Genomic DNA, 25,037 nt, shown 5'->3' with positions numbered 1-25,037 from the left:
CATGACCGAATTATTAGAAAAACCCTACCCACCTGCCGATGATGACTGTTGTGGCGGAGGTGCGTGTTGCCCATGTGTTTGGGATAATTACTACGCTGAATTACAAAAGTGGCGTGTTCAACAAGCTGAAATTAAACAACAGGTAGATTCTTAAAGCCATGACCGATGTTCTTGAAAAGCCAACCCCTCCCAATAGCAATGAATGTTGTGAAAGCGGTGTGTGTAACCCTTGTGTTTGGGACCATTACTATGCCGAATTGCAAAAGTGGCGCATTCAGCAAAGCGAATTAGAAAAAAGCAATAAAGCCGAAAACAATCAATAACTTAGATCTAGCACTCGTTCTGGTGTCAGATTTTTTTACAAATTTAAAATTTTTACAATATACTTAATATCTAATTCTAACCATATAATTACTAACATAAATTTTACATTTGTAATACGACACTTGTCGTATAAAGCTTTATTTATGTAGGTTTTGTGTCACAAAAATATACACTCCTTTTCAAATAAGGTCCCTGATAAAACTAAACACCTTAACTTGCGGCATAACATACTGATTTATATTGTTTTTTAATTTATGGAACAGTTAATGCTTATTAATTCTTCAATTATGCTTGCTTTTTCTGATTTTGGAGAATTAATTATGAAAAAATTATTACCACAAATATTTATTCTGTTTTTACTCATTTTCTCATCAAACGCAAAATCTGCTTTAATTGAATTTTCTACTTGTCATAGTAGTTGTAGTAACATTGGCTTGTCGAATGGTGATGCTGTTGGAGTTGTAGTAGCAACACTCGAGTATGTAGAGAATGGTGATAATTTAGATTTTACCCTGACTAATACTATCGGTAATTTATTTCCAGGCAATGACTTTACCTTTTTAAGTCGTTTGTTTTTTGGCGGTGATTTAGATGCAACCTCGCTTATCAACGAGTCTGCAAATGTTGACGCTATTACTTTTGATGGAACCGGTTTTACTAACGCCTCCATAACTTTTAACTGGGATGTTGACTTCCCTAACTGTGGTAATATAAGTTGCGATAGAATGACCGATGGTGAAACTGCAACATGGACATTAACCAACCTTTCTTTAGAAAATATTTTTACACCTGCCATGGTACATTTTCAAGCTTTGCCTGATGGTGGTGGCAGTGTAAAAATCACTGATGGGGGCCCTGGTTGTCCAGCTGAAGTACCTGGAGATGAATGTTTTTGTGCGGAAAATCCGGGTCACGACACTTGTATTGTGACACCAAGAGGTCTTCCTGAACCTGGGACATTATTAATTTTAGGCTCTGGTTTGATTGGATTATTTATTTCTAGAAGAAGAAAAGTGAAGTAATATACTTCTAAAATAAAAAAGCTCTGTATTTATACAGAGCTTTTTTTTGAATTTATCTATCTTGAAAAATTATACACGTTTACGGTTTATTCATTTGCATTTCAATTGTAATAACACTGAAGGCACTATTGAATTAGACAACATGCATTTAATATGCCTACTTAATGAGGCTTTTTACCGTTACCTTTTGAATTACTAGCTACTGAAACAACTATGTTTTGTTCACTATAATTACCTGCTGCATCATAAACTCTTGCCTTAATACTGTGATTACCAGTTCCAGCTTTCTTAGTATTCCAGCTGTAGCTCATACTAGATGAAAATACTTCTGATTTAAGTTGAGAATCTATAAACAATTGAATTTTTTTCACCCCAACATTATCTTTTCCTGAAACTTGGATTGCTTGATTTCCACTAATAGTTTGACCATTAACAGGGTTGCTAATGACTACTGTTGGAGAAATAGTGTCTTCCGGCTCAGGCTCAGGTTCAATAATTTGATTATTGATTTGTACCCAATAATTTCCGGTAGAACCAATATTATTAGCTGCATCGTAAGCATATGCTTCAAGAGAAACTTCTCCATTTTTCATTTCTGTTGTATCTAAACTAAAACTATAAGGTTGAGTTGTATCTGTCGCTACTTTAGTCCCTGATACATACAGCTCAACTTTACTAACTGCAGTATTATCTTGGGCGTTTACTTGAACTACCATGTTATTTGAATTTGTACTATCTTCAGCTGGAGATGTAATAGCTACAGAAGGCGCTATTTGATCAGATCCAGGTACTTCTACATCACTGCTTAGTGCTGAAGCGGCATCAACTCTACCATGACCATATAGCTTACTATAATTTGTACCACTTACAGTTTTATCCGCCGTTGATTCTAGTAGACTTTCTAATTCAAAATTAGTCAGAGTTGGATATTTTGATTTCATTAATGCTAACACTGCAGCTGTAGCGGGTGATGCTGCGGATGTTCCCGAGAAGTTAGTATAACCACCAGATTTCGTGGTTGTTGGCAAACCAGCACCTGGAGCTGCTACATCAACACAGTTCCCGTAATCAGACCAGCTTGTTTTAGTATCATTGCTACCTGTGGCAGAAACAACAATGAAGTATTTATTATCTACACAATTTAAATCTGAGCCGTCATTTCCTGCAGCTGTAACAACTAATCCACCTTTATTGTAAGAATATTCTGCGGCATTTACGACAGCACTACTTTTAAATATACTACCATAGCTAATGTTGATTATATCTGCACCATTATCAGCAGCCCATGTAATTCCTTTCGCAACGTCGCTGGTATAAGCGCTTCCATTACTATTATTGGATATTCTCACGGGCATCACCTTAGTATTCCATGCAATAGAAGTAACACCAGTGTTGTTGTCACTGACTGCTGATATTACACCAGCAACCATGGTTCCATGACCATTAATATCACTTGTATCATAGTTACTACTAACAACATTAAAGCCTGATTTAACGTTACCAATCAGATCTGGATGATTTGAATATAGGCCAGAATCTAACACTGCGACAACAATACCCTCACCTTTAGATTGCTCCCAAGCCGATGGAAGATTCATTTTCGATAGATGCCATGCATTAGAGTACTTTGTATCATTTGCATGAATTTCACTAGAAGCAACAAGCTCGTCTACCTCTACAAAATCAATATTAGGGTTTTTTGATAATGCATTAACAATGCCTTTTTCCGCTTTTTCAGGAACAGAAACAATATGCACATTTATTTTGGAAATTTTAGATTTTGATTTACCCTTATGTTTTTCTAGAATCTTAGCTAGCTGAGCATCTGACAACCCCGGCTTAGCCGACACTAATATTCTCCCAGGGGCAAAATCATTTGCCGCAAAAGCTGACAAAGGTAATAACGAAACTATGGCTGAGGCCATGATCATTTTTTTAGAGATTTTTATTGTTTTTATTAACGCATTTATACTGAACACTACTCGTTCCTCCTAAGGAAGTAAATTTAAGTTAGGGTCCCTACCGGTTTTGCCATTGGCATGCTCGATAGAGGAAGAGCTATTGTTATTTTTAGAGCTAGTTACAAATTAAAAGATCAGTCATCTGAAACTTTTAAAGAAAAGAACTTAAAATTAGGAAAGAAAAAGAAATGAAACCTTGAAGTTTGATGAGTTAAGTAACAGTAAATAACAGGTCTACCAATAGGTATACTTAACAATAAAAACTGTAAATGCAGTTTTAAAGTTAAAACCATTATTAATTAATGTTTTATTGGCAAAATAACGCCAATTTATCTAAATAAATCACCAAGACTTCACTTTCGTGAAGCCTACAACACACCCTAACGCAATTAATTGTCTTTTATTATTATTATGTTAATTTTTAAGGTTAACATGCAAAATGAAAATGACAGTTCTGCAAACTAGGAAAGGTATCGTAGACCTTTGATTAAAAACAAATTAATTGTTTGTAAAATTTATTTTAAATCAAAACTACCTTTTCTATCAAATTACAAAACCCCTTTAAAATAAGGTCTAAAGCAAACTTTATGCTTAAGAACAATATTTGCAAAGTCGTTTTTGTTCTTGTTTTCAAGTGTGAAATGTATGATATAAATTGTACTGCGGTCAACCAAATTGAACAGGTTTTAACCAATAGTTAACTCTTTAAAACAACTTACGAACATCAAAAGTAAATAGGTGGTTAATTTAAAACGGTTTATTTTTGAACAATTAAGAAAAAATACTTTGTTATTTTTTGTTATCAAAATGTAACCAGAAAGGGAATTCTTCACCCTAAGCAGATAAATAGCAGTTTAGGGGTGAAATCGAAGAGTAAGCTTTATAACTATAGTTTTCGTTTTAACGGTGAATATTGGCATAAACCAACGAGAATAATTGAAGTTAACATCAGAACCGCAAAAGGCAGTGCTGATTCTGTATGGAAAAATGCTAAAATTGGTCCTGCTAAAGCGCCGATGCCAAACCTAAGGGTACCGATTACCGCTGTTGCGGTCCCTGTTTGATTCGCGAATGTCAGTAATATTAATGAGTCTGAATTTACTGCGATTAATGAAATACTGCCCATTAAAGGCAGTATTGAAATAACTGTCCAGAATAAAGACAATTCAAGAATATTAACAACGACTAAAGTTAAAGCAGAAAAAAGGGCAACCAAAAGGCCAGACAAAAGCATTTTTTCCGAGCCATATTTACCAACACAGCGAGTATTTATTAATTGTGCCATCATCAGAGCAACAACATTAATACCAAATAGGAAACTAAAAACAAATTCACTGGTTTTATATACTTCCAAATAGACAAACGGTATTGCCGTTAGATAAGCAAAAAATGCCAAAGACACCAGCATCGAGCTCAGTATATATTTACGAGCGGCTTTATTAGACAGTACAATTTTGTAATTACCAAAAAACGAGACTTTTTCAATATCAGGATCAGTATTTTTGGTCATTTCGGGTAACTTTGTAAAGCTAGCGATTAATATAATTAACGAGTAAATGCCCAAGAAATAAAACATCGACTGCCAATTTGCAATCACTAAAATGGCACTACCAATGGTGGGCGCCAACATTGGAGCAAACATCATTATCATACTGACATATGACATCCCTTTCGCTGTATTTTTGCCATAGAATTGCCTGATAATTCCAGGTACTACGACAGTAGCTGCACTACCGCAAAATGCTTGAGCAAATCTTAATCCAATAAACTGATCAATTGTTTGTGACAAAGGAATAGCAAAAGAGATAATTGAGAAAAAACTTAACCCAAAGATGGCAAGTTTTCGTCTACCAATAATGTCGGCTAAAGGCCCGAACAAGACCAGTCCACAAGCATAGCCGGCTAAATATATACTTAAGGAATTTTGTACCGCAGCAATCGAGCTATTAAAGTATTGAGCTATAACAGGCATTGCTGGAAGGTATAAATCAACAGCTAAGGGAGTAATGGCAACTATTGACGCTAATAACGGCAATAATAAACTTAGTGAAATGTTATTGTTTTTTTCCTGCTCTGCCATTAATTTGGATTACTTTTTTCTAATTTTCAAAATGTATTAGCATTATAGCTGAACTGATATTTAAAACAGTTTATTTATTAATATTTATAACTAGGTTAGGCTAGATTATTAGCTTTATTTCTTTTAGGCAATAAACACAATGTCATCGACCATTTTAACAAACGTAACTACCTACCCAATTAAGTCAACTCAAGGTATATCCCTTAACAATGCATTAGTAAAAGAAACGGGGCTAGAACTCGATAGACATTTTGTTATTACTGATTTAAATGGAAAGTTTATTACTGGCCGAACAAAGTCAGCCCTAGTATTGGTAAACAGTAATATAACGGCAACTGGATTGATATTAAATGCTCCTGGCATGCCCGAGTTAAGAATTACTTATAATAACTTCTCAAATAAATATCAAAATGTTCAAGTTTGGAATGATGAAATATCTGCTCAACATTGTTCTAATGAAATAGATCAATGGTTTTCAATGTACCTAAATTTTTCTTGTAGGTTCTATTACCTAGGGGAACATTCACATCGAGAAGTAAAGGGCTTGGATCACAAACTAAGTTTTGCTGATGGATATCCTTTATTACTCATCAGTGAAGCATCTTTAGAAGCGTTGAATGCTAAATTAGAACACCCTGTTGCGATGGCGCAATTTAGACCAAACTTAGTGGTGTCACAATGTTTAGAATTTGCTGAAGACGGTTGGCACAAAATTAGGATAGGTGAGGTTGTTTTTGAAATAGTGAAACCTTGCAGTCGATGTATATTTACCACCGTTAATGAAATAACGGGTAAGAGAAATAAACAAAAAGAGCCACTATCGACATTAAAGAAATTTAGACAAGCCAAAGACAAGGAGATTTATTTTGGACAAAACCTTATCGCATTAAATGAAGGCTCTATTAAAGTTGGTGATAAGGTTGAAATAATAAGTAAGCACCCCCCCCAAGAATACTCTGTTAGCAATTAAATTATTTAATGGACTTGGTAAAGCTTAGAGATATAATTGCAGCTCTTATTAAGCTTTAGGACGTTCCATGCTTTTAATGATCGATAATTACGATTCGTTTACCTTTAATTTGGTGCATTATTTCCAGCACTTGGGGGAAGAGGTAATTGTAGTTAGAAATGATGAAATCACTATTAATCAAATACGTGAAATGGCGCCTGATCATATTGTTATTTCACCGGGTCCCTGCGATCCAGCAAGTGCTGGCCTATCATTAGAAATCATCGACAAGTTCTCAGGTGTAATCCCTATTTTAGGTGTATGCCTAGGACATCAGTGCATTGCACAATATTTTGGTGGTGTGGTTGAAAAAGCTAAACAAGTGATGCACGGCAAAACATCATTAATAAAGCACAATAACGAAAGTGTATTTATAGGTCTCAATAATCCATTACAAGTTACCCGTTATCATTCATTAGTAGTAAATAAGCAATTGTTACCTGACACGCTTAAGATCACAGCTTGGACTGAGACGAAGCAAGGCGATATGGATGAAATAATGGGCGTTGCTCATAAGACATTACCGATAATGGGCGTACAATTTCATCCAGAATCAATTCTTACCGAGCAGGGTCATCAACTACTTAATAATTTTTTAAAATTAACTACAAATTAAACTGGTTACATTGCCGTCAGATTTGTTAAAGTATGAAAAGAATAACAATAATAACTGAGGCTCATTATGTCGATTGAAAGAAGGTTTCATCCAAGAAAGGATGTGAATTTTTCAGTAAATATCGTGCTAAATAATAATGAACAACAGCTAGAAAGTACTGCTGTTAACCTCTCATTATCCGGCATCCAACTTAGTTTAGACAAAGCAAGCGTTGACCTCATCCTAGAACAAGCTGGTCACCCCGCTGAGTTCCAAATCAATTTAAGTGACAATTCAGACGTAACACCAATAACAGTTCGTTTAATTGTAAATCGTCGCATATCCCAAAATGAATTCCTCTTAGGGTTAAAATTCATCAATATTTCTGCCGAACAATTAACAACTATAGAAATGTTACTTAATCATTAAACCTAACTACTTTAAGTGACTATAATTGTTAATCAACAATTAATTTTTTATTTGCTATTAAACACTCTTTTAACAAGTATAGTTATGCATAAATATTGAATAAAACCTTGCAAGCCCTTATATTTACTGGCTTTCAGGATTTTTCAATCAAGACAAATGCAATTTTTTCTGGCATAATATCACCTCATTTTTAGTTGAGCCTATACGTTATTAGAGAAACAAACATAAACAACGTATTCAACATTTAGCATTTTAAAACGAGGATTTAGGGTATGACAGAACATAATTCAGCAAATCGTGATTTATTTGATCAAGTAATGGTGCCTAACTATTCACCTTCTGCAGTAATACCTGTACGCGGTAAAGGTTCAAAAGTTTGGGACCAAGATAACAATGAATATATCGACTTTGCTGGTGGTATTGCTGTTAACTGTTTAGGCCATTGTCACCCTGCTTTAGTTGAAGCGTTAAAGACACAAGGTGAAAAGCTATGGCATTTATCTAATGTTATGACTAACGAACCAGCTCTTCGTTTAGCTAAAAAACTTGTCGATAATACTTTTGCTGAAAAAGTATATTTTGCTAACTCTGGCGCAGAATCAAACGAAGCAGCATTAAAGCTGGCTCGTCGTTGGGCACTTGATGTTCACGGAGCAGACAAGACTGAAATTATAGCTTTTAAACAAGGTTTCCATGGTAGAACATTCTTCACTGTAACTGTTGGTGGTCAAGCAGCATACTCTGACGGTTTTGGCCCTAAGCCTGGTGATGTATTCCATGCAGAATACAACAATTTAGACTCTGTAAAAGAGCTTATTTCTGAGAAAACTTGTGCCGTTGTAATGGAGCCATTACAAGGCGAAGGTGGAATTATTTCTCCAACAAATGACTTTATTCAAGGTGTACGTGATCTTTGTGATCAACATAATGCTCTATTAGTATTTGATGAAGTTCAAACAGGTGTTGGCCGTACTGGTGACCTATACGCGTATATGGGATTAAATGTTACTCCAGATATCCTAACAACAGCAAAAGCGTTAGGCGGCGGTTTCCCAATTGGTGCTATGTTAACAACGACAGAAATTGCTAAACACTTAAAAATTGGTACTCACGGCAGTACTTATGGTGGTAACCCACTTGCCTGTGCTGTTGCCGAAGCTGCATTCGATACAGTAAATGATCCTGCAGTGTTAGCAGCGGTATTATCAAAAGCCACACTGTTTAAAGATGGCTTAAACAAAATTAACGATAAATATAATGTCTTTAAAGAAATTCGCGGAAAAGGTTTATTAATTGGTGCTGTACTTACAGATGACTACCAAGGCAGAGCTAAAGAATTCTTAAACGCAGCAATGTCTGAAGGTTTAATGTCTTTAGTTGCTGGCGCAAGTATAGTTCGTTTTGCTCCTTCTCTTGTGATCCCTGATGCAGATATTGCTGAAGGCTTACTTCGCTTTGAAAAAGCAGTAGCAAATATTGTAAAAGGTTAAGGATCGCCTTAACCAATTTCAACGAACTTTAAAGAGAACATACTATGATCATCATCCGTCCTATTCGAAATAGTGATTACGATGTTTTACACCAAATTGCAGTAGAATCTGGGCATGGTTTCACTTCGTTACCGGTTAACGAAGAACTATTGCTTAGCCGTATAAATCGTGCGACCAAATCATTTCATACAGAATTAGAAAACTGTGGTGATGAAGGTTACCTGTTTGTTATGGAAGATACTGCTACAGGTGAAGTTGTAGGTACAACAGGTATCGAAAGTGCAGTGGGTTTGCACGATGCCTTTTACCATTACCACGTTGGTAAAGTTGTGCATTCATCTCGTGAACTTAATATTCATAATACCGTTGAAACATTAACCTTAAATAATGATTACACCGGTACATCTGAGCTTTGCACCCTGTATTTGCGAGACAATTATAGAGTGAATAACAACGGACGATTTTTATCGAAATGCCGCATGTTATTTATGGCTGAACATACTAAACGATTCAACCAAACGGTAATCGCTGAAATGCGTGGTGTATCAGATGAAAATGGTAATTCACCATTTTGGCAATGGTTAGAAGAACACTTCTTTTCATTAGACTTCCCTACTGCTGATTACTTAACAGGCATAGGTAAAAAAGAGTTTATAGCGGAGCTAATGCCGAAATATCCTATCTATGTAAGTTTGTTAAGCAAAGAAGCACAAAAAGTTATCGGTAAAGTACACCAACATACTGTTCCAGCATTGCGTTTACTGGAGAATGAAGGTTTTGTTAATCGTGGCTATGTTGATATTTTCGACGCTGGTCCTACAGTAGAAGCAGAACTTAAAACCATTAAAACAGTGCGTAATTCATTAAGTTTAACGGTAAAAATTGGCGATGTAGAAGGCGCATCTAAAGCAATGGTATGCAACACTAAAGTAAGAGACTTTAGAGCTGTACAGATGCCAATTGCAATTAATCAAGATGATAAAATCGCAATTATTGATCAACAAACGGCTACAGCTTTACAAGTCACTAATGGTGATTCTGTAAGAGTTGCAAAAAGTTAAGTGCTGTTTAATCAGCGAGAGGTAAAAATGACAAATTCGGTACAATTTATTAACGGGCAATGGCAACCAGGCCAAGGCCATGAAATGAATTCATTAAACCCTGCATTGAATGAAGTGATCTGGCAAGGTAAATCGGCATCACAACAGCAAGTTAATGACGCTATTGATAGTGCTCGACTTGCTTTTGAGGAATGGGGTTTTAAAAGTGTAGATGAACGTTTAGTTGTTATTCAACGCTACATGGACATTCTAACTGAACACAAAGAAGAAATGGCAATAGCCATAGCTCAGGAAACGGGCAAGCCTCTTTGGGAAACTCGCACCGAAGCTGGTGCAATGATTGGCAAGGTAAACTTGTCTATTAAAGCATATAACGATAGAACAGGTACCGTTGAAAACCCAATTCCAGGAGCAAAGGCTTTTATTCGCCATAAGCCTCATGGTGTTGTAGCTGTTTTTGGCCCATACAACTTTCCTGGTCATTTACCTAATGGTCATATAGTTCCAGCGTTAATTGCCGGCAATACTGTTGTATTTAAACCTTCAGAGTTAACGCCAATGGTTGCAGAGTTGATGCTTAAACTTTGGGAAAAAGCCGAATTACCTGCTGGCGTGATTAACCTAGTTCAAGGTGAAATTGAAACAGGTAAAGCATTGGCAAGCCATAACGGTATTGATGGCTTATTCTTTACCGGTAGCTCAACCACAGGTAAGTTACTACACCAACAATTTGCTGATAAACCCGGCAAAATTTTAGCGTTAGAGATGGGCGGTAATAACCCTCTTATCGTTAAAGATGTATCTGACATTAATGCTGTAGTACATGACATTATCCAATCTGCATTTATAACTACCGGCCAACGTTGTACTTGTGCCCGTCGCTTGTTTATTGAGAACAATGCCACTGGCGATGCCATTATTGCAAAGCTACTTGATGCAACTAAAGCAATCAAAATTGGTTACTTCAACGATGAAGAGCAGCCGTTTATTGGTTCTATGATTTCAGAACGCGCAGCTTTGGGTTTAGTTGCAGCGCACGATCAATTGGTTGAGCTTGGTGGGACATCTCTGGTCGAGTTAACTCACAAAGAGCAAGGTACAGGCTTTGTAACGCCAGGTATTGTCGATGTTACAGCGATTAAAAATATGCCTGATGAAGAGCACTTTGGGCCATTATTGAAAGTTTATCGTTATGACGACTTTGACAGTGCTATCGTTGAAGCTAATAACACCAGCTTTGGATTATCTGCTGGCTTATTAAGTGACAGTGAAGAGCTTTACAATCACTTCTTTAAGCGTATACGTGCCGGTATTGTTAACTGGAACAAGCCGATTACTGGAGCAAGTGGTGCAGCGCCATTTGGTGGTATTGGCGACAGTGGTAATCACCGAGCTAGCGCTTATTATGCCGCAGACTATTGTGCATTCCCAGTTGCTTCTGTAGAAGCAGATAAAGTACAATTGCCAGCACAATTAAGCCCTGGCTTATCAATCTAACTGGTTTAACGTTTTAATGCTTAGGTTATCGTACATATTACAAATTGCAGGACTACGTCCTTGCTTTTTCAAAGCTATCGATAACATTTAATTAGCTGGCGAAGGATACACCTTCGCCGGGTAATTCACCTCGTGTTTTCCCCGCAGTAGTAAACCTTTCGCCCACTATTACCAAATTATACCAATTTCATTAAGTATATGGCCTACTTTTTAATGAGGAAAAACGGATAAATACAAGGCATGAAATTTAGTAAGTAGTTATTCTACTTATAAATTTTATAACGCAGTAGTTATTCGTTTTAACCATTTAAAATGATCAGATATTTAATCAACTTGGTATTCTATAAACAAATTTATTTTAATTAATTCAATCTAACGATTTGAAGGGTCCACCATGAAAAAACAAGTTACAGAACTTTTTGAAAACATCTGGCAGCAATACCTAGCAGTTACTCCATCTGCTGATAAAGTACATCAATTACTAGGTGCTGGTAATGATTTAATTAACGATCATGTTGCATATCGTACATTCAATATTGAAAGAGTTAATATTGATAAGCTATCAGCTCACCTTTTAAATCTTGGCTATACGGAATGTGGTCAATATGAATTTAAAGCAAAAAAACTGAATGCTAAACATTTCGAGCATCCTGATGACACTTTGCCGAAAGTATTTATTAGTGAGTTAATCGTTGAAGAGTTTTCAACTGAAGTGCAAGCTATTATTAACCGTATCGTTGCTAATATGGATAGTAGTGTTACTACAGATAGCAATTTTCTATTCTCTGGTACGCACTGGGAAATTAGCTATGACGAATACAAAACACTATTAAATGAAAGTGAATACGCTGCATGGCTAGCGGCTTGGGGTTATCGAGCAAACCACTTTACCGTTAGCATTAATCATTTAAATGATTTTGAATGTATTGATAAAGTAAATACCGTTGTTAAAGATGGTGGCTTTAAACTGAATAGCTCTGGTGGTGAAGTAAAAGGAAATGCACAAGTATTTCTAGAACAATCATCAACAATGGCTGATAGCATCAAAGTTAAATTTTCTGATAAAGAAGTTGAGATCCCTAGCTGTTTTTATGAATTTGCTAAACGCTATCCAATGGCTTGTGGAAATTTATACACCGGGTTTGTTGCCGCATCTGCAGATAAGATTTTTGAAAGCACGAATACGTCTTTACTCAATTAATTCTTTGCATTGAGTCTCCCAGAATCAAGAATGCCGCAATATTTTATTGCGGCATTCTTATTTTAAATATCAACTAAGTTAACTTGTCGTTATTAACTTGTCAGCCCTAAGCATTCTATTTAATAAAAAGAATGTCGCAAGCAAAGTAATTACACCAGCTGAAACTGTTGAGATACCAATCGGTAGGCCAAAACCAAGGGTGGCGGAGCTAAATATAAATGCAATTACAACAACGGTCATAAACATCGCCGGGATTGTACAAATCCAGTGATTTTTTTGATGTTGCATCAAATAAGCTGCAGCAGTCCACAACATTAATGCTGCAGTTGTTTGGTTAGCAACACCGAAGTATCGCCATATAATACCAAAATCAACTTGTGTAAGGATTGCACCAATGGCAAATAGAGGTAATGCCAATATTAAACGCTTATTTAATTTCTTTTGAGAAATATTGAAAAATTCAGATAAAATCAGTCGAGCTGAACGAAATGCGGTATCTCCAGAAGTGATTGGTAAAATGATCACGCCAAGAATAGCCAAAAACCCACCAACAGCGCCAAGAAGCCCATTAGATATTTCGTATACCACATTGGCAGGGTTACCGTTCATGGCAATGTTTAATGCGTCAACACCACCAAAGAATGATAACGCTAGCGCACACCAAATTAAGGCAATAATACCTTCGCCTATCATTGCCCCATAAAATACGAAACGGCCATTTTCTTCATTTTCAATACAACGAGCCATCAACGGCGATTGTGTAGCATGAAAACCAGAAACCGCACCGCAGGCAATAGTAATAAATAATGCTGGCCACAACGGCATGTCATTAGGGTTTAAGTTAGTCATGAAATCGCTAACCTGCACACCTGGCAGCAAGGTATGCTCAGAAGAGAATATTATCGCTAGTGTTAAGCCGACACTCATAAATACCAACAGTGCGCCGAAGAATGGGTAGAAACGGCCGATTAGCTTGTCTACCGGTACCAGAGTTGCAATCAGGTAGTATGTGAAGATGATGCCGAGGAATATAGCGGCATCTAAACCAGTTAACTTAGCCAGTAAACCTGCTGGGGCAGAGATAAATACCACACCAACAAGTAACAATAAGATAATGGCAAAGACATTCATAAAATGTTTTGCTCCTGTACCTAAGTACTTACCTGCAAGGTTTGGTACAGATTGACCATTATGTCGAACCGAAATCATACCTGAAAAGTAGTCATGAACTGCACCGGCGAAGATACAACCGAAAACAATCCAAATCATCGCAGCAGGACCATATAGAGCACCTAAAATGGGTCCAAAGATTGGGCCTACACCGGCAATATTCAGAAGTTGAATTAAATACACTTTACCTTTTGACATAGGAACATAATCGACACCATCGGGTTGAGTTAACGCTGGTGTTTGTCTATTTTGTTTTACGCCAAAAACCTTTTCTACGAAACTGCCGTAAATAAAGTAACCCGCGATTAATAACCCTACACAAAGTAAAAAATAAAGCATTCTGATATTCTCTTAACTCAAGTAACAAAATACTAACGATTATGGATAGTTAAATCTGTGATACTTTGTAATTTTTAACGGTAAAAATGCTCAAAAATGATACGACAAAGTTAGAGCTTTCGTTCTAATTAATAATTTAAATCCGCATATTTTATATTCGTTATTAAGACTGGATGATGTAAAATAACTTAATTGAAATTCATAATTTACACAGGAATAAAGCATGCAAGCAAAAGTACAATGGGTTGGTGAAGAAATGTTTATGGGCACATCTGAAAGTGGTCATAGCATGTTAATGGATGCTAATGGCGGTAATAACGCTGTAAGTCCATTAGAAAACATTTTACTTTCTTTAGGTGGTTGTTCTTCAGTAGATGTCGTTAGTATTTTAGAAAAAGCTCGTCAGAACATTAAAGATTGTGTTGTTGAAATCGATGGTACTCGAGTAGATACCGTACCAAAATTGTTTTCAGACATTCATTTACATTTTGTGATTACCGGAACTGATGTAAGTGAAAAACATGTTGCTCGTGCAGTATCTCTTTCAGCCGATAAATATTGCTCTGTTGCCTTAATGCTAAATGCATCGGTTAACATTACACATGACTTTGAGATCGTCGAAGCATAAATTCTGTACAAAGCGTTTATTAAAAAAGGAGCCATTTGGCTCCTTTTCCGTTTTGTGTTTCTCATTTTAATCGTAAGTTTGCATCCAGTCCATTTGCTGACTTGCGGCCTTTTTCTTTTCCATAATATCAACAATCAACGGTTTTAAAATTAGCTCCATGGCAAAGCCCATTTTACCACCTGGTACAACTAATGTGTTTACCCTGGACATAAATGAACCATCGATCATGCGAAGGTAAAAAGGAAAATCTACGTTTTTCATTTCTCTAAATCGAATAACCACAAAGCTTTCATCCTGCGTAGGAATAGCCTTTGCACTAAACGGGTTAGATGTGTCTACAGTAGGGACTCGTTGAAAATTTATGTGGGTTCGAGAAAATTGTGGGGTGATAAATGAGAAGTAATCTTCCATGCTTCTTACGATACTTTCAGTAACAGCTTCTCGAGAATGTCCTCTAGAGTTTGTGTCGCGAATAATTTTCTGTATCCATTCCAGGTTTACAATAGGTACCATGCCTATCAGTAAGTCCACATGACGTGCTACATCATTTTTTTCTGTAACCACCCCTCCATGTAAACCTTCATAGAATAAAAGGTCTGAATCCTCTCCCAGGGGCTCCCAAGGAGTAAATGTTCCTGGCATCTGGTTATAAGGTACAGCTTCGTCAAAGGTATGCAGATATCTGCGCATGGTGCCAACACCTTTTTCACCGAAATCTGTAAACAAACTTTCTAGCGCATCAAAGTCATTGGCAACGTCACCAAAGTAGCTCACTTTCGAACCTTCGGCTTTAGCTTTTCTTTTTTCCAAATCCATTTCAGGTCTGGTAAAACGATGGAAACTATCGCCTTCAACCATAGCAGCGTTAATACCAAGAGAACGGAAGATGTGCTCAAAGGCGTCTAATGTAGTAGAAGTACCAGCACCAGATGAACCTGTTACTGCTATTATCGGATTTCGTTCTGACATTATATTCGCTTAAATTAAAATTGACTTACCACAGTACGGTGTATCAGGATTAAGGTCAAGGATGAGGATTAAAAGAGCGATGTTAAACAAGAGCTCACTGTCAATTATGGAGGCCCCTGATGTCGCTAGAGCTCGACAATTTGCTCCTGCATTGTTCTACCTACGTGCATCCATGCACTAGTCCTCAGGAATGACGTGGTGTAAGTTAATAATTAACGCGTAGCATCAACAAAATTAGAAAAAGTGCAACGTCATCCTGTGCGAGCCTAAGCGAGGCACGGGACCTCCTTAATTCAAAACGTGCATTTGTTAAATGACAAATTTTAAACAAAAAAAAGAGCCCCGAAGGACTCTTTTTTATCGAATGTAAATTCGATTATGCTTCTGCTGAAACTTCTTCAACGTCTTCAATAACTTCTTCAGTTACTGGACGGTCAACAAGCTCAATATAAGCCATAGGTGCTTTATCACCAGTACGGAAACCACATTTTAAAATGCGAGTGTAACCACCTGGACGTTCTTGGTAACGAGGACCTAGATCGCTGAATAATAAACCAACTACTTCTTGGTCGCGTGTACGAGCAAATGCCAAACGACGATTTGCAACGCTATCTGTTTTAGCCAATGTAATTAATGGCTCAACAACGCGACGTAGTTCTTTAGCTTTAGCTACAGTAGTTTTAATAACACCGTGCTTAACTAGTGAACTTGCCATATTGCGGAACATCGCCTGGCGATGACTGCTATTACGGTTTAACTGGCGGCCGCTTTTACGATGGCGCATAAGTTAATCCTTCTTCTCTTAAACTATTATTGTGATCGACTTAGTCGTTATCAGCAATGCTTTCAGGTGGCCAGTTTTCTAGGCGCATGCCTAGAGATAAGCCACGAGACGCTAACACGTCTTTGATTTCAGTTAGAGACTTCTTACCTAAATTAGGTGTTTTAAGAAGTTCTACTTCTGCACGCTGTACTAAATCACCAATGTACTGAATCGCTTCTGCTTTTAAACAGTTGGCTGAACGAACTGTTAGTTCTAAGTCATCAACTGGACGAAGTAAAATTGGATCGAAAGCAGGTTTAACTTCTTCCGGTTCAACTTCTTTAACATCGCGTAAGTCAACAAACGCATCTAACTGTTCAGCTAGAATTGTTGATGCACGACGAATCGCCTCTTCTGGATCTAACGTACCGTTAGTTTCCATGTCGATAACTAGTTTATCTAAGTCAGTACGCTGCTCAACACGAGCCGAGTCTACGTCATAAGCAATTCTTTCAACAGGACTGAAAGATGCGTCAACTAATAAACGACCAATTGCACGCTCTTCTTCCTCGGCATTGCGACGAATAGATGCTGGAACGTAACCACGTCCCATTTCTATCTTGATGCGCATGCTGATAGAACCGTCACCTGTTAAATTACAGATTACGTGAGCAGGATTAGCGATTGTTACATCACCATCATGCTGTATATCAGCGGCCGTTACAGGGCCTTCACCCGACTTAGTTAAAGTTAAAACTGCTTCAGTTTTGCCTTCTAAACCAACAGCCAAACCTTTAAGGTTTAACAGAATTTCGATGATGTCTTCTTGAACACCTTCTTTACTACTGTATTCATGCAATACACCGTCAATTTCTACTTCTGTCACTGCACAACCTGGCATTGAAGAAAGTAGGATACGACGTAGTGCGTTACCTAAAGTATGACCAAAACCACGTTCTAGTGGCTCTAAAGTTACCTTTGCACGCGTATCAGATAGGTTTTCAATACCTACTAATTTCGGCTTTAGGAATTCGGTTACAGAACCCTGCATTATTGTCCTCTCTTAAAGTTCAGCTTTATTTCGAGTAAAGCTCGACAATCAACTGTTCGTTAATCTCTGCTGATAAGTCAGAACGGTCAGGAATACGTTTGAACGTCCCTTCCATTTTCTTGTTATCAACTTCAACCCAGATTGGTTTCTCACGTTGTTCAGCTAATTCTAAAGCAGCAACGATGCGCGCTTGAGTTTTAGACTTTTCACGAATTGAGATCACATCATCTGCATTAACAGCGAAAGATGGAATATTAACAACTTGACCGTTAACTACGATAGCTTTGTGGCTAACTAGTTGACGAGCTTCTGCACGTGTAGATGCATAACCCATACGGTAAACAACGTTGTCTAAACGCTTTTCTAAAAGTTGTAACAAGTTTTCACCTGTATTACCTTTCAGACGAGCAGCTTCTTTGTAGTAATTACGGAACTGTTTCTCAAGCACACCGTAAATACGACGAACTTTTTGCTTCTCACGAAGCTGAACACCATAGTCAGATAAACGACCGCGACGTGCGCCGTGCTGACCTGGAATAGTTTCGATCTTACATTTAGTATCAATTGCCCTAACACCACTTTTTAGGAACAAATCTGTTCCTTCGCGGCGGCTAAGTTTTAGCTTAGGACCTAAATATCTTGCCATGTTATTTCTCCAACTTACCTATTAAACGCGACGTTTCTTAGGTGGACGACAACCATTATGAGGAATCGGAGTTACGTCAGTAATGTTGGTGATTTTAAAACCAGCAGCATTTAAGGCACGGATTGCAGATTCACGACCTGGACCTGGACCTTTAACGAAAACTTCAATATTCTTCAAGCCAAACTCTTGTGCTACTTTACCAGCACGATCTGCAGCAACCTGTGCAGCGAATGGAGTAGATTTACGTGAACCACGGAAACCTGAACCACCTGCAGTTGCCCAAGATAAAGCATTACCTTGACGATCTGTAAGAGTTACGATTGTGTTGTTGAAAGAAGCATGGATATGAGCCATGCCATCAGCAACTTGTTTTTTTACGCGCTTTTTCGTGCGCGTTGGTGTTTTAGCCATGTCTATTTCCTCGATCTACTTTTTAATCGGCTTACGAGGACCTTTACGGGTGCGCGCATTAGTCTTAGTGCGTTGACCACGTAGAGGGAGACTGCGACGATGGCGTAAACCACGATAACAGCCAAGGTCCATCAGACGCTTGATGTTCATTGAAACTTCACGACGTAAATCACCTTCAACGGTAAATTTCGCCACTTCTGTACGAAGCAAATCGATTTGAGCTTCGTCTAATTCACTGATCTTTATATCTTCAGCGATACCAGCGTTCGCACAAATTGCCTTTGCACGAGTTGCACCGATACCGTAGATAGCAGTAATGGCAATTACTGCGTGTTTACGATCAGGGATGTTAATGCCAGCGATACGGGCCACTAACACATCTCCTATTTATTAAGGTTAAAAGATAACCGGTTGAAAAGCCCGTAAGGATACTCAACCAGCAACAATTTTGCAATATAAAGTGTCACAGATTGCAAAATAATACAACAAGTGACACTTTAGTAAAAGATTAGCCTTGCCTTTGCTTATGCTTTGGCTCACTGCAAATAACTCGTACAACGCCTGAACGTTTTACAACTTTGCAGTTACGACACATCTTTTTCACGGATGCACGAACTTTCATTTAATACTCCGTTGGCCTAACGGCCATAGCCTTTAAGATTGGCTTTCTTCAGTACATTGTCATATTGATGAGACATCAAATGAGTTTGTACTTGCGCCATGAAATCCATAATAACAACTACTATAATTAGTAGGGATGTTCCACCGAAGTAGAATTGTACATCCATAAATATCATCATGAACTCAGGTACCAAACATATAAAAGTAATGTATAAAGCACCCGCTAAAGTTAAGCGAGTCATTACTTTATCGATATATCTAGATGTTTGCTCACCCGGGCGAATGCCTGGAATGAACGCACCAGATTTCTTCAAATTATCTGCTGTTTCACGCGGATTGAAAACCAATGCCGTGTAGAAAAAACAGAAAAAGATTATTGCTGCAGCATATAGCATTACATACAAAGGTTGTCCTGGCGATAGAGCAAGAGAAACTTCTTGCAATACGTCAGCTACTGTACCGCTACCTTGTCCAAACCAACTTGCGATGGTACCTGGAAACAAGATAATACTTGAAGCAAAGATAGGTGGGATAACACCCGCCATGTTTACTTTAAGTGGTAAATGTGTACTTTGAGCAGCAAATACCTTGCGACCTTGTTGGCGCTTGGCGTAGTTTACCACAATGCGGCGTTGACCGCGCTCTACAAATACAACAAACCATGTAACGGCGAAGACAACAACGCCGATAACTAATAATGCTAATAGGTGCAATTCACCTTGACGCGCCATTTCTGCTGTTTGACCAACAGCTGATGGCATGCCAGCAACAATACCTGCGAAAATCAATACTGAGATACCATTACCAATACCACGTTCAGTAATCTGTTCACCTAACCACATTAAAAACATGGTACCAGTTACTAAAGATACTACCGCGGTAAAGTAGAAACCAAAGCCAGCATTAACTACTAGGCCAGGCATCATACCAGGTAAACTCTTTGATATTGCTATCGCTTGCACTGTTGCCAGAAGCAGTGTGCCGTAGCGTGTGTATTGACTGATCTTACGACGTCCAGCTTCACCTTCTTTTTTCAATTCTTGCATACTCGGCACAATATGTGTGCTGATCTGCATGATAATCGAAGCTGAAATGTACGGCATAATACCAAGTGCCAATACAGAGGCTCGCTCAAGTGCACCACCAGAGAACATGTTAAACATTTCTACAATGGTGCCCTTTTGTTGATCAAACAACTGAGCTAGTACAGCGGCGTCAATACCAGGGATTGGTACAAATGAACCTAAACGAAACACAATAAGCGCTCCGAGTACGAACAACAATCTTTGTTTAAGCTCAGACAAACCGCCTTGAGCTTTGTTTTCCATTCCTGGTGTAGCCATTGTGTACTATTCCTCTATTGTACCACCGGCAGCTTCAATCGCTGCACGTGCACCTTTGGTTACTGCTAGGCCACGAACCGTAATTTTACGGCTGATTTCACCAGATAACATGATCTTTGCAGATACGATGTTACGAGTGATTAGACCTGCGTCTTTAAGCGCGTGAATATCAACAACATCACCGTTGATTTGATTTAATTCGTGTAAACGAACTTCAGCGCGAACTAAAGATTTACGCGAAGTAAAACCAAATTTAGGTAAACGTTGTTTAAGTGGCATCTGACCACCTTCAAAACCAGGACGAATGCCGCCGCCTGAGCGAGACTTTTGACCTTTGTGACCGCGGCCACCAGTTTTTCCGATTCCAGAACCGATACCACGACCACAGCGCTTTTTATCTTTCTTAGCACCAGGTGCAGGGGATAATGTATTTAAATGCATAACTTAATCCTCCACCTTAATCATGTAATGAACTAGGTTGATCATGCCACGTACTGATGGAGTATCTTCTAACTCTACAGTATGACGGATACGACGTAAACCTAATCCTTTCAATGTAGCTCTATGTGACGGTAAACGTCCGATAGAACTTTTTAATTGTGTTACTTTAACAGTCTTAGCCATGTCTAGTTACCCCAGAATTTCAGTAACGTTTAAGCCACGCTTAGCTGCAACAGACTCAGGCGATTTCATGTTCGCAAGAGCACCGATTGTAGCGCGTACAACGTTAATTGGGTTAGTAGAACCGTATGCTTTTGACAATACGTTCTGTACGCCAGCAACTTCTAGTACTGCACGCATCGCGCCACCGGCGATGATACCTGTACCTTCAGAAGCAGGTTGCATGTAAACTTTAGAACCAGAGTGCTTACCTTTAACAGCGTGCTGTAAAGTAGTACCTTTAAGATCAATGTTTACGATATTACGGCGAGCCTTTTCCATTGCTTTTTGGATTGCAGCAGGCACTTCACGTGCTTTACCGTAACCAAAACCAACACGACCGTTGCCGTCACCAACTACTGTTAGTGCAGTGAAACTGAAAATACGACCACCTTTAACCACTTTTGATACGCGGTTAACTGCGATTAACTTTTCAGCAAATTCACTTTGTTGTGTGTTTTCTACATTAGCCATTATCTAACTCCTAGAATTTAAGGCCAGCTTCACGAGCTGCTTCTGCTAACACTTGTACACGACCGTGGTATAAGAAACCTGAACGATCGAATGCAACATTAGTAATACCTTTGGCTGCAGCGCGTTCTGCGATTGCTTTACCAACTGCTGCTGCTGCTTCTTTGTTACCAGTAGCTTTAACTGATTCACGAACTTCTTTATCTAAAGTAGATGCAGATGCAATTACTTCAGAACCAGTTGCTGCGATTAGTTGCGCGTAAATGTGACGAGGAGTACGGAAAACGACTAAACGATTCGCACCCAACTCGCTGATCTTTGCACGTGTACGTTTTGCACGGCGAAGACGAGATGTTTTCTTATCCATAGTATTATCCTACTTCTTCTTAGCTTCTTTACGACGAACAACTTCATCGCTATAACGAATACCTTTACCTTTATAAGGCTCTGGTTTACGGTAAGCGCGAATGTTCGCTGCTACTTGACCAATCACCTGCTTATCAGTACCTGTAAGTACGATTTCAGTTTGACTAGGAGTTTCAACTTTAACACCAGTTGGAATCGCGTGGTCTACTGGGTGAGAGAAACCTAAAGATAAGTTTAAGTTCTGACCAGCAGCTTTCGCACGGTAACCAACACCGTTTAAAATTAAGCGTTTTTCGAAACCAGTATTCACGCCAACAACCATGTTGTTGATTAATGCGCGAGTAGTACCGGCTTGAGCCCAAGCGCCTTTAACTTCGCCAACGATTGTAGTGATGATGCTGTTTTCTTCTTGAGAAACTGCTACGTCACTGTGAATCGTACGAGTTAATTCGCCCTTAGGACCTTTTACTGTAATGTCTTGTCCAGATAACGTAACTGTAACGCCAGCAGGGATAGACACAGGTGCTTTTGCAACACGAGACATATTCTTGCTCCTTACGCTACGATACCAAGAATCTCACCGCCAAGACCCGCATTGCGAGCGGCACGGTCAGACATAAGGCCTTTTGAAGTAGAAACAATACAAATACCTAAGCCAGCTAATACTTGAGGAAGATCATTACTTCCTTTGTATACGCGAAGACCAGGACGTGAAACACGTTTGATTTGCTCGATTACTTCTTTACCTTCGAAATATTTTAAAGTTACTTCTAATGAAGGTTTAACACCTTCAGTTACTTCAAAACCGTTAATATAACCTTCTTCTTTAAGCAAGTTAGCAATTGCTACTTTTAGCTTGGAAGATGGCATAGATACTGCAACTTTAGCTGCAGATTGACCGTTACGGATGCGTGTAAACATATCCGCGATAGGATCAGTCATCATAATTAATTACTCCCTTACCAACTTGCTTTTTTAAGACCAGGAACTTCACCACGCATAGTTGCTTCACGTAATTTAATACGGCTTAAACCGAATTTACGTAAGTAACCATGTGGACGACCAGTAACAGCACAACGGTTACGTTGACGGCTGCTGCTTGAATCGCGAGGTAAAGCTTGTAGTTTTAGTACTGCATCCCAACGCTCTTCTTCAGAAGAATTTACGTTAGAGATGATATCTTTTAGTGCTGCACGCTTTTCAGCATATTGAGCTACTAATTTTGCACGTTTTGCTTCACGTGCTTTCATTGATGATTTAGCCATAACTCTACACCTTATTTCTTAAACGGGAAGTTAAAGGCAGTCAGCAAAGCATGACCTTCCGCATCTGAACTCGCAGTAGTAGTGATAGTAATATCCATACCGCGAATCTTATCGATTTTATCGTAATCGATTTCAGGGAAAATAATTTGCTCACGCACGCCCATGCTGTAATTACCACGGCCATCGAACGATTTAGGGTTCAAGCCACGGAAATCACGGATACGAGGAACCGAGATCGCGATTAAGCGCTCTAAAAAGTCCCACATGCGGTCACCGCGTAGAGTTACTTTTGCACCAATTGGATAGCCTTCACGGATTTTAAAACCAGCAACAGATTTGCGGGCTTTAGTTACCATAGGCTTTTGACCAGAGATTGCTGTTAGATCATTAACGGCGTGGTCTAGTACTTTTTTATCAGCAATAGCTTCACCAACACCCATATTAAGTGTGATCTTTTCAATCCGAGGGACTTGCATGACACTTTTGTATCCGAACTCTTTGGCAAGTTCAGCAACAACTGTATCTTTGTAAAAATCATGCAGTTTCGCCATCGTTTTTACTCCAAAAATTAAACTAATTCGTTATTAGACTTGAAGAAACGAACTTTTTTGCCGTCTTCAATTCTAAAACCTACACGATCAGCCTTGCCAGAAGCAGGGTTTTTGATCGCAACGTTAGATACGTTGATTGCAGCTTCTTTCTCAACAATGCCACCAGGTTGCTGTAACTGAGGTACAGGCTTTTGATGTTTCTTGATTAAGTTGATACCTTCAACGAAAACTTTTCCTTCAGCTGTAAGAACTTTAGTGACTTTGCCACTTTTGCCCTTATCTTTACCAGCAAGGATTACTACTTCGTCATTTAGACGAATCTTAGAGGCCATTTTCGTGACTCCTTAAAGTACTTCAGGGGCTAGTGAAACGATCTTCATGAACTTTTCAGTTCTTAATTCACGAGTTACTGGTCCGAAAATACGTGTACCAATTGGCTGTAAGTTTGCATTAAGCATTACTGCCGCGTTACCATCGAAACGAATAGATGAACCATCCGAGCGACGTACGCCTTTTCTAGTGCGCACCACTACTGCATTAAGAACATCACCTTTCTTCACTTTACCGCGAGGAATTGCTTCTTTAACAGAAACTTTGATGATGTCGCCAATACCTGCATAGCGACGGTGCGAGCCACCTAGAACCTTTATACATTGCACGCGTCGAGCGCCGCTGTTGTCAGCAACGTCTAGCTGTGATTGCATTTGGATCATATTATATGTGCTCCGCTGTTATTAAATTCAAGGCCAAAAATTTGACCCGTCACTGCCTTTTATCCACTAACCTATAGTCAGTGGGCGCGAGATTATAACACCACTAAGAAAAAAGTGGTACTTTATTTAAACAAAAAATAAGGTGAATATGGGAGGGTTAACCAGTTGTTAATTTATTAACATGCTATCTACTTGTTTTTACAGGAATAAACAGTAGAAAACTGAATTACATATTGTTACGAATCAGCATTAAAAAAGCCCCTTTAAACAGGGGCTCTAAATGCTCTCTTTTTAGCCGGTTTGCCATAAGCACGATTGTGGTTATCTAGCTAAAAAAATTAAGAGGTGTAATCTGATATAGCTACAGCTATGAAATAACAGCTATTTTTATTCTAAAATGG

The 25,037-nt window shown here is 38.5% G+C and carries 32 protein-coding genes; 11 read left to right on the top strand and 21 right to left on the bottom strand.

The annotated features are described in order from the left end of the window. The first annotated feature begins 1 nt into the window (after position 1). The 3 genes from RI845_RS02710 to RI845_RS02700 all read left to right on the top strand — a co-directional run bounded on the left by RI845_RS02710 (position 2) and on the right by RI845_RS02700 (position 1,346). Positions 2 to 154 (top strand): oxidoreductase-like domain-containing protein, encoded by a 153-nt coding sequence (locus RI845_RS02710; protein WP_348388218.1) that lies wholly within the window; start codon positions 2 to 4, stop codon positions 152 to 154. 4 nt (positions 155 to 158) lie between these two features. Next, on the top strand, positions 159 to 323 hold the full coding sequence (locus tag RI845_RS02705) for an oxidoreductase-like domain-containing protein (RefSeq protein ID WP_348388217.1): 165 nt from the start codon (positions 159 to 161) through the stop codon (positions 321 to 323). A gap of 321 nt (positions 324 to 644) precedes the next feature. Beyond that, entirely contained in the window at positions 645 to 1,346 is a 702-nt protein-coding gene (locus RI845_RS02700) for a PEP-CTERM sorting domain-containing protein (RefSeq protein ID WP_348388216.1), read from the top strand. Between the two features lie 161 nt (positions 1,347 to 1,507). Here the strand turns inward: RI845_RS02700 and RI845_RS02695 are convergent, their stop codons facing one another. Both RI845_RS02695 and RI845_RS02690 read right to left on the bottom strand, forming a co-directional pair. After that, positions 1,508 to 3,325, bottom strand: coding sequence for a S8 family serine peptidase (locus tag RI845_RS02695; protein WP_348388215.1), 1,818 nt, complete (start codon positions 3,323 to 3,325; stop codon positions 1,508 to 1,510). A gap of 868 nt (positions 3,326 to 4,193) precedes the next feature. Beyond that, positions 4,194 to 5,387, bottom strand: a complete 1,194-nt coding sequence (locus tag RI845_RS02690; RefSeq protein WP_348388214.1) for a Bcr/CflA family efflux MFS transporter — start codon at positions 5,385 to 5,387, stop codon at positions 4,194 to 4,196. Positions 5,388 to 5,526: 139 nt separating this feature from the next. Between RI845_RS02690 and RI845_RS02685 the strand changes: the two genes are divergently transcribed. From RI845_RS02685 to RI845_RS02655, 7 genes are all read left to right on the top strand, one after another. Then, positions 5,527 to 6,357, top strand: coding sequence for an MOSC domain-containing protein (locus tag RI845_RS02685; protein ID WP_348388213.1), 831 nt, complete (start codon positions 5,527 to 5,529; stop codon positions 6,355 to 6,357). 67 nt (positions 6,358 to 6,424) lie between these two features. Then, positions 6,425 to 7,012 carry an anthranilate synthase component II gene (locus RI845_RS02680; RefSeq protein WP_348388212.1) on the top strand — a complete coding sequence of 196 codons (588 nt, stop codon included), beginning with the start codon at positions 6,425 to 6,427 and terminating at the stop codon, positions 7,010 to 7,012. A 66-nt stretch (positions 7,013 to 7,078) separates the two neighbouring features. After that, the gene (locus RI845_RS02675; RefSeq protein WP_348388211.1) at positions 7,079 to 7,420 is read left to right on the top strand and encodes a PilZ domain-containing protein; all 342 of its coding nucleotides are present in this window, start codon (positions 7,079 to 7,081) and stop codon (positions 7,418 to 7,420) included. A 272-nt stretch (positions 7,421 to 7,692) separates the two neighbouring features. Then, positions 7,693 to 8,910 carry an aspartate aminotransferase family protein gene (locus tag RI845_RS02670; protein ID WP_348388210.1) on the top strand — a complete coding sequence of 406 codons (1,218 nt, stop codon included), beginning with the start codon at positions 7,693 to 7,695 and terminating at the stop codon, positions 8,908 to 8,910. A gap of 44 nt (positions 8,911 to 8,954) precedes the next feature. Continuing rightward, positions 8,955 to 9,971, top strand: coding sequence for an arginine N-succinyltransferase (astA, locus tag RI845_RS02665; RefSeq protein ID WP_348388209.1), 1,017 nt, complete (start codon positions 8,955 to 8,957; stop codon positions 9,969 to 9,971). A 27-nt stretch (positions 9,972 to 9,998) separates the two neighbouring features. After that, entirely contained in the window at positions 9,999 to 11,468 is a 1,470-nt protein-coding gene (gene astD / locus RI845_RS02660; RefSeq protein ID WP_348388208.1) for a succinylglutamate-semialdehyde dehydrogenase, read from the top strand. Positions 11,469 to 11,862: 394 nt separating this feature from the next. Then, positions 11,863 to 12,669 (top strand): DUF1338 domain-containing protein, encoded by an 807-nt coding sequence (locus RI845_RS02655; RefSeq protein ID WP_348388207.1) that lies wholly within the window; start codon positions 11,863 to 11,865, stop codon positions 12,667 to 12,669. 78 nt (positions 12,670 to 12,747) lie between these two features. Here RI845_RS02655 and RI845_RS02650 read toward each other — a convergent pair whose 3' ends face one another. Further along, a complete protein-coding gene (locus tag RI845_RS02650; protein WP_348388206.1) occupies positions 12,748 to 14,178 on the bottom strand; it encodes a carbon starvation CstA family protein in 1,431 nt (476 codons plus the stop codon). 223 nt (positions 14,179 to 14,401) lie between these two features. On the opposite strand from RI845_RS02650, the gene RI845_RS02645 reads away from it, so the two are divergent. Then, positions 14,402 to 14,806, top strand: a complete 405-nt coding sequence (locus RI845_RS02645; protein ID WP_348388205.1) for an OsmC family protein — start codon at positions 14,402 to 14,404, stop codon at positions 14,804 to 14,806. Positions 14,807 to 14,872: 66 nt separating this feature from the next. Here the strand turns inward: RI845_RS02645 and RI845_RS02640 are convergent, their stop codons facing one another. The 18 genes from RI845_RS02640 to rplN form a co-directional block, all read right to left on the bottom strand. Beyond that, the gene (locus tag RI845_RS02640; protein ID WP_348388204.1) at positions 14,873 to 15,775 is read right to left on the bottom strand and encodes a phosphoribulokinase; all 903 of its coding nucleotides are present in this window, start codon (positions 15,773 to 15,775) and stop codon (positions 14,873 to 14,875) included. 376 nt (positions 15,776 to 16,151) lie between these two features. Beyond that, a complete protein-coding gene (gene rplQ, locus RI845_RS02635) occupies positions 16,152 to 16,559 on the bottom strand; it encodes a 50S ribosomal protein L17 (RefSeq protein ID WP_348388203.1) in 408 nt (135 codons plus the stop codon). A 40-nt stretch (positions 16,560 to 16,599) separates the two neighbouring features. Then, a complete protein-coding gene (locus RI845_RS02630; RefSeq protein WP_348388202.1) occupies positions 16,600 to 17,589 on the bottom strand; it encodes a DNA-directed RNA polymerase subunit alpha in 990 nt (329 codons plus the stop codon). A 25-nt stretch (positions 17,590 to 17,614) separates the two neighbouring features. After that, positions 17,615 to 18,235, bottom strand: coding sequence for a 30S ribosomal protein S4 (rpsD, locus tag RI845_RS02625; protein WP_348388201.1), 621 nt, complete (start codon positions 18,233 to 18,235; stop codon positions 17,615 to 17,617). A 21-nt stretch (positions 18,236 to 18,256) separates the two neighbouring features. Further along, on the bottom strand, positions 18,257 to 18,646 hold the full coding sequence (gene rpsK / locus RI845_RS02620; protein WP_068544990.1) for a 30S ribosomal protein S11: 390 nt from the start codon (positions 18,644 to 18,646) through the stop codon (positions 18,257 to 18,259). Between the two features lie 15 nt (positions 18,647 to 18,661). Further along, on the bottom strand, positions 18,662 to 19,018 hold the full coding sequence (rpsM, locus tag RI845_RS02615; protein ID WP_348388200.1) for a 30S ribosomal protein S13: 357 nt from the start codon (positions 19,016 to 19,018) through the stop codon (positions 18,662 to 18,664). Between the two features lie 136 nt (positions 19,019 to 19,154). Next, positions 19,155 to 19,268, bottom strand: coding sequence for a 50S ribosomal protein L36 (gene rpmJ / locus RI845_RS02610; RefSeq protein WP_348388199.1), 114 nt, complete (start codon positions 19,266 to 19,268; stop codon positions 19,155 to 19,157). Positions 19,269 to 19,284: 16 nt separating this feature from the next. Then, entirely contained in the window at positions 19,285 to 20,610 is a 1,326-nt protein-coding gene (gene secY / locus RI845_RS02605) for a preprotein translocase subunit SecY (RefSeq protein ID WP_348388198.1), read from the bottom strand. A 6-nt stretch (positions 20,611 to 20,616) separates the two neighbouring features. Further along, the gene (gene rplO, locus RI845_RS02600; protein WP_348388197.1) at positions 20,617 to 21,051 is read right to left on the bottom strand and encodes a 50S ribosomal protein L15; all 435 of its coding nucleotides are present in this window, start codon (positions 21,049 to 21,051) and stop codon (positions 20,617 to 20,619) included. 3 nt (positions 21,052 to 21,054) lie between these two features. Continuing rightward, positions 21,055 to 21,234, bottom strand: coding sequence for a 50S ribosomal protein L30 (gene rpmD / locus RI845_RS02595; RefSeq protein ID WP_348388196.1), 180 nt, complete (start codon positions 21,232 to 21,234; stop codon positions 21,055 to 21,057). A 6-nt stretch (positions 21,235 to 21,240) separates the two neighbouring features. Continuing rightward, positions 21,241 to 21,744 (bottom strand): 30S ribosomal protein S5, encoded by a 504-nt coding sequence (rpsE, locus tag RI845_RS02590; protein WP_068544995.1) that lies wholly within the window; start codon positions 21,742 to 21,744, stop codon positions 21,241 to 21,243. 10 nt (positions 21,745 to 21,754) lie between these two features. Continuing rightward, a complete protein-coding gene (gene rplR / locus RI845_RS02585; RefSeq protein ID WP_348388195.1) occupies positions 21,755 to 22,108 on the bottom strand; it encodes a 50S ribosomal protein L18 in 354 nt (117 codons plus the stop codon). Positions 22,109 to 22,117: 9 nt separating this feature from the next. Next, positions 22,118 to 22,651 (bottom strand): 50S ribosomal protein L6, encoded by a 534-nt coding sequence (rplF, locus tag RI845_RS02580; protein ID WP_348388194.1) that lies wholly within the window; start codon positions 22,649 to 22,651, stop codon positions 22,118 to 22,120. An 11-nt stretch (positions 22,652 to 22,662) separates the two neighbouring features. Next, the gene (rpsH, locus tag RI845_RS02575; RefSeq protein WP_348389487.1) at positions 22,663 to 23,055 is read right to left on the bottom strand and encodes a 30S ribosomal protein S8; all 393 of its coding nucleotides are present in this window, start codon (positions 23,053 to 23,055) and stop codon (positions 22,663 to 22,665) included. Between the two features lie 11 nt (positions 23,056 to 23,066). Next, the gene (gene rpsN / locus RI845_RS02570) at positions 23,067 to 23,372 is read right to left on the bottom strand and encodes a 30S ribosomal protein S14 (RefSeq protein ID WP_348388193.1); all 306 of its coding nucleotides are present in this window, start codon (positions 23,370 to 23,372) and stop codon (positions 23,067 to 23,069) included. 11 nt (positions 23,373 to 23,383) lie between these two features. After that, positions 23,384 to 23,923: a 50S ribosomal protein L5 gene (rplE, locus tag RI845_RS02565; RefSeq protein WP_348388192.1), complete on the bottom strand. Its 540-nt coding sequence runs from the start codon at positions 23,921 to 23,923 to the stop codon at positions 23,384 to 23,386. Positions 23,924 to 23,940: 17 nt separating this feature from the next. After that, positions 23,941 to 24,255 carry a 50S ribosomal protein L24 gene (rplX, locus tag RI845_RS02560; protein WP_348388191.1) on the bottom strand — a complete coding sequence of 105 codons (315 nt, stop codon included), beginning with the start codon at positions 24,253 to 24,255 and terminating at the stop codon, positions 23,941 to 23,943. 12 nt (positions 24,256 to 24,267) lie between these two features. Then, complete coding sequence (gene rplN, locus RI845_RS02555) at positions 24,268 to 24,636, bottom strand: 50S ribosomal protein L14 (RefSeq protein WP_348388190.1); 369 nt, start codon at positions 24,634 to 24,636, stop codon at positions 24,268 to 24,270. Between the last annotated feature and the right edge of the window lie 401 nt (positions 24,637 to 25,037).

The sequence above is a fragment of the Thalassotalea nanhaiensis genome, from assembly GCF_031583575.1.
In the GTDB taxonomy this organism is placed as follows: Bacteria; Pseudomonadota; Gammaproteobacteria; order Enterobacterales; family Alteromonadaceae; genus Thalassotalea_A; species Thalassotalea_A nanhaiensis.
The sequence above is the reverse complement of the archived record's forward strand: the minus strand, read 5'-3'. Positions and strand labels throughout refer to the sequence as shown.

Bases quoted from the DNA above. Each gene is read 5' to 3' on its own strand.
- rpsK (WP_068544990.1), bottom strand. From the start codon at position 18,646: ATGGCTAAAACACCAACGCGCACGAAAAAGCGCGTAAAAAAACAAGTT.
- rplR (WP_348388195.1), bottom strand. From the start codon at position 22,108: ATGGATAAGAAAACATCTCGTCTTCGCCGTGCAAAACGTACACGTGCA.
- rpmJ (WP_348388199.1), bottom strand. From the start codon at position 19,268: ATGAAAGTTCGTGCATCCGTGAAAAAGATGTGTCGTAACTGCAAAGTT.
- astD (WP_348388208.1), top strand. From the start codon at position 9,999: ATGACAAATTCGGTACAATTTATTAACGGGCAATGGCAACCAGGCCAA.
- rpsN (WP_348388193.1), bottom strand. From the start codon at position 23,372: ATGGCTAAATCATCAATGAAAGCACGTGAAGCAAAACGTGCAAAATTA.
- RI845_RS02670 (WP_348388210.1), top strand. From the start codon at position 7,693: ATGACAGAACATAATTCAGCAAATCGTGATTTATTTGATCAAGTAATG.
- rplQ (WP_348388203.1), bottom strand. From the start codon at position 16,559: ATGCGCCATCGTAAAAGCGGCCGCCAGTTAAACCGTAATAGCAGTCAT.
- RI845_RS02630 (WP_348388202.1), bottom strand. From the start codon at position 17,589: ATGCAGGGTTCTGTAACCGAATTCCTAAAGCCGAAATTAGTAGGTATT.
- rplE (WP_348388192.1), bottom strand. From the start codon at position 23,923: ATGGCGAAACTGCATGATTTTTACAAAGATACAGTTGTTGCTGAACTT.
- RI845_RS02710 (WP_348388218.1), top strand. From the start codon at position 2: ATGACCGAATTATTAGAAAAACCCTACCCACCTGCCGATGATGACTGT.
- secY (WP_348388198.1), bottom strand. From the start codon at position 20,610: ATGGCTACACCAGGAATGGAAAACAAAGCTCAAGGCGGTTTGTCTGAG.
- RI845_RS02655 (WP_348388207.1), top strand. From the start codon at position 11,863: ATGAAAAAACAAGTTACAGAACTTTTTGAAAACATCTGGCAGCAATAC.
- rpsD (WP_348388201.1), bottom strand. From the start codon at position 18,235: ATGGCAAGATATTTAGGTCCTAAGCTAAAACTTAGCCGCCGCGAAGGA.
- rplN (WP_348388190.1), bottom strand. From the start codon at position 24,636: ATGATCCAAATGCAATCACAGCTAGACGTTGCTGACAACAGCGGCGCT.
- RI845_RS02640 (WP_348388204.1), bottom strand. From the start codon at position 15,775: ATGTCAGAACGAAATCCGATAATAGCAGTAACAGGTTCATCTGGTGCT.
- rplX (WP_348388191.1), bottom strand. From the start codon at position 24,255: ATGGCCTCTAAGATTCGTCTAAATGACGAAGTAGTAATCCTTGCTGGT.
- rplF (WP_348388194.1), bottom strand. From the start codon at position 22,651: ATGTCTCGTGTTGCAAAAGCACCTGTGTCTATCCCTGCTGGCGTTACA.
- RI845_RS02705 (WP_348388217.1), top strand. From the start codon at position 159: ATGACCGATGTTCTTGAAAAGCCAACCCCTCCCAATAGCAATGAATGT.
- rpmD (WP_348388196.1), bottom strand. From the start codon at position 21,234: ATGGCTAAGACTGTTAAAGTAACACAATTAAAAAGTTCTATCGGACGT.
- RI845_RS02690 (WP_348388214.1), bottom strand. From the start codon at position 5,387: ATGGCAGAGCAGGAAAAAAACAATAACATTTCACTAAGTTTATTATTG.
- astA (WP_348388209.1), top strand. From the start codon at position 8,955: ATGATCATCATCCGTCCTATTCGAAATAGTGATTACGATGTTTTACAC.
- RI845_RS02675 (WP_348388211.1), top strand. From the start codon at position 7,079: ATGTCGATTGAAAGAAGGTTTCATCCAAGAAAGGATGTGAATTTTTCA.
- RI845_RS02650 (WP_348388206.1), bottom strand. From the start codon at position 14,178: ATGCTTTATTTTTTACTTTGTGTAGGGTTATTAATCGCGGGTTACTTT.
- RI845_RS02645 (WP_348388205.1), top strand. From the start codon at position 14,402: ATGCAAGCAAAAGTACAATGGGTTGGTGAAGAAATGTTTATGGGCACA.
- RI845_RS02680 (WP_348388212.1), top strand. From the start codon at position 6,425: ATGCTTTTAATGATCGATAATTACGATTCGTTTACCTTTAATTTGGTG.
- rpsE (WP_068544995.1), bottom strand. From the start codon at position 21,744: ATGGCTAATGTAGAAAACACACAACAAAGTGAATTTGCTGAAAAGTTA.
- RI845_RS02685 (WP_348388213.1), top strand. From the start codon at position 5,527: ATGTCATCGACCATTTTAACAAACGTAACTACCTACCCAATTAAGTCA.
- RI845_RS02700 (WP_348388216.1), top strand. From the start codon at position 645: ATGAAAAAATTATTACCACAAATATTTATTCTGTTTTTACTCATTTTC.
- rplO (WP_348388197.1), bottom strand. From the start codon at position 21,051: ATGCATTTAAATACATTATCCCCTGCACCTGGTGCTAAGAAAGATAAA.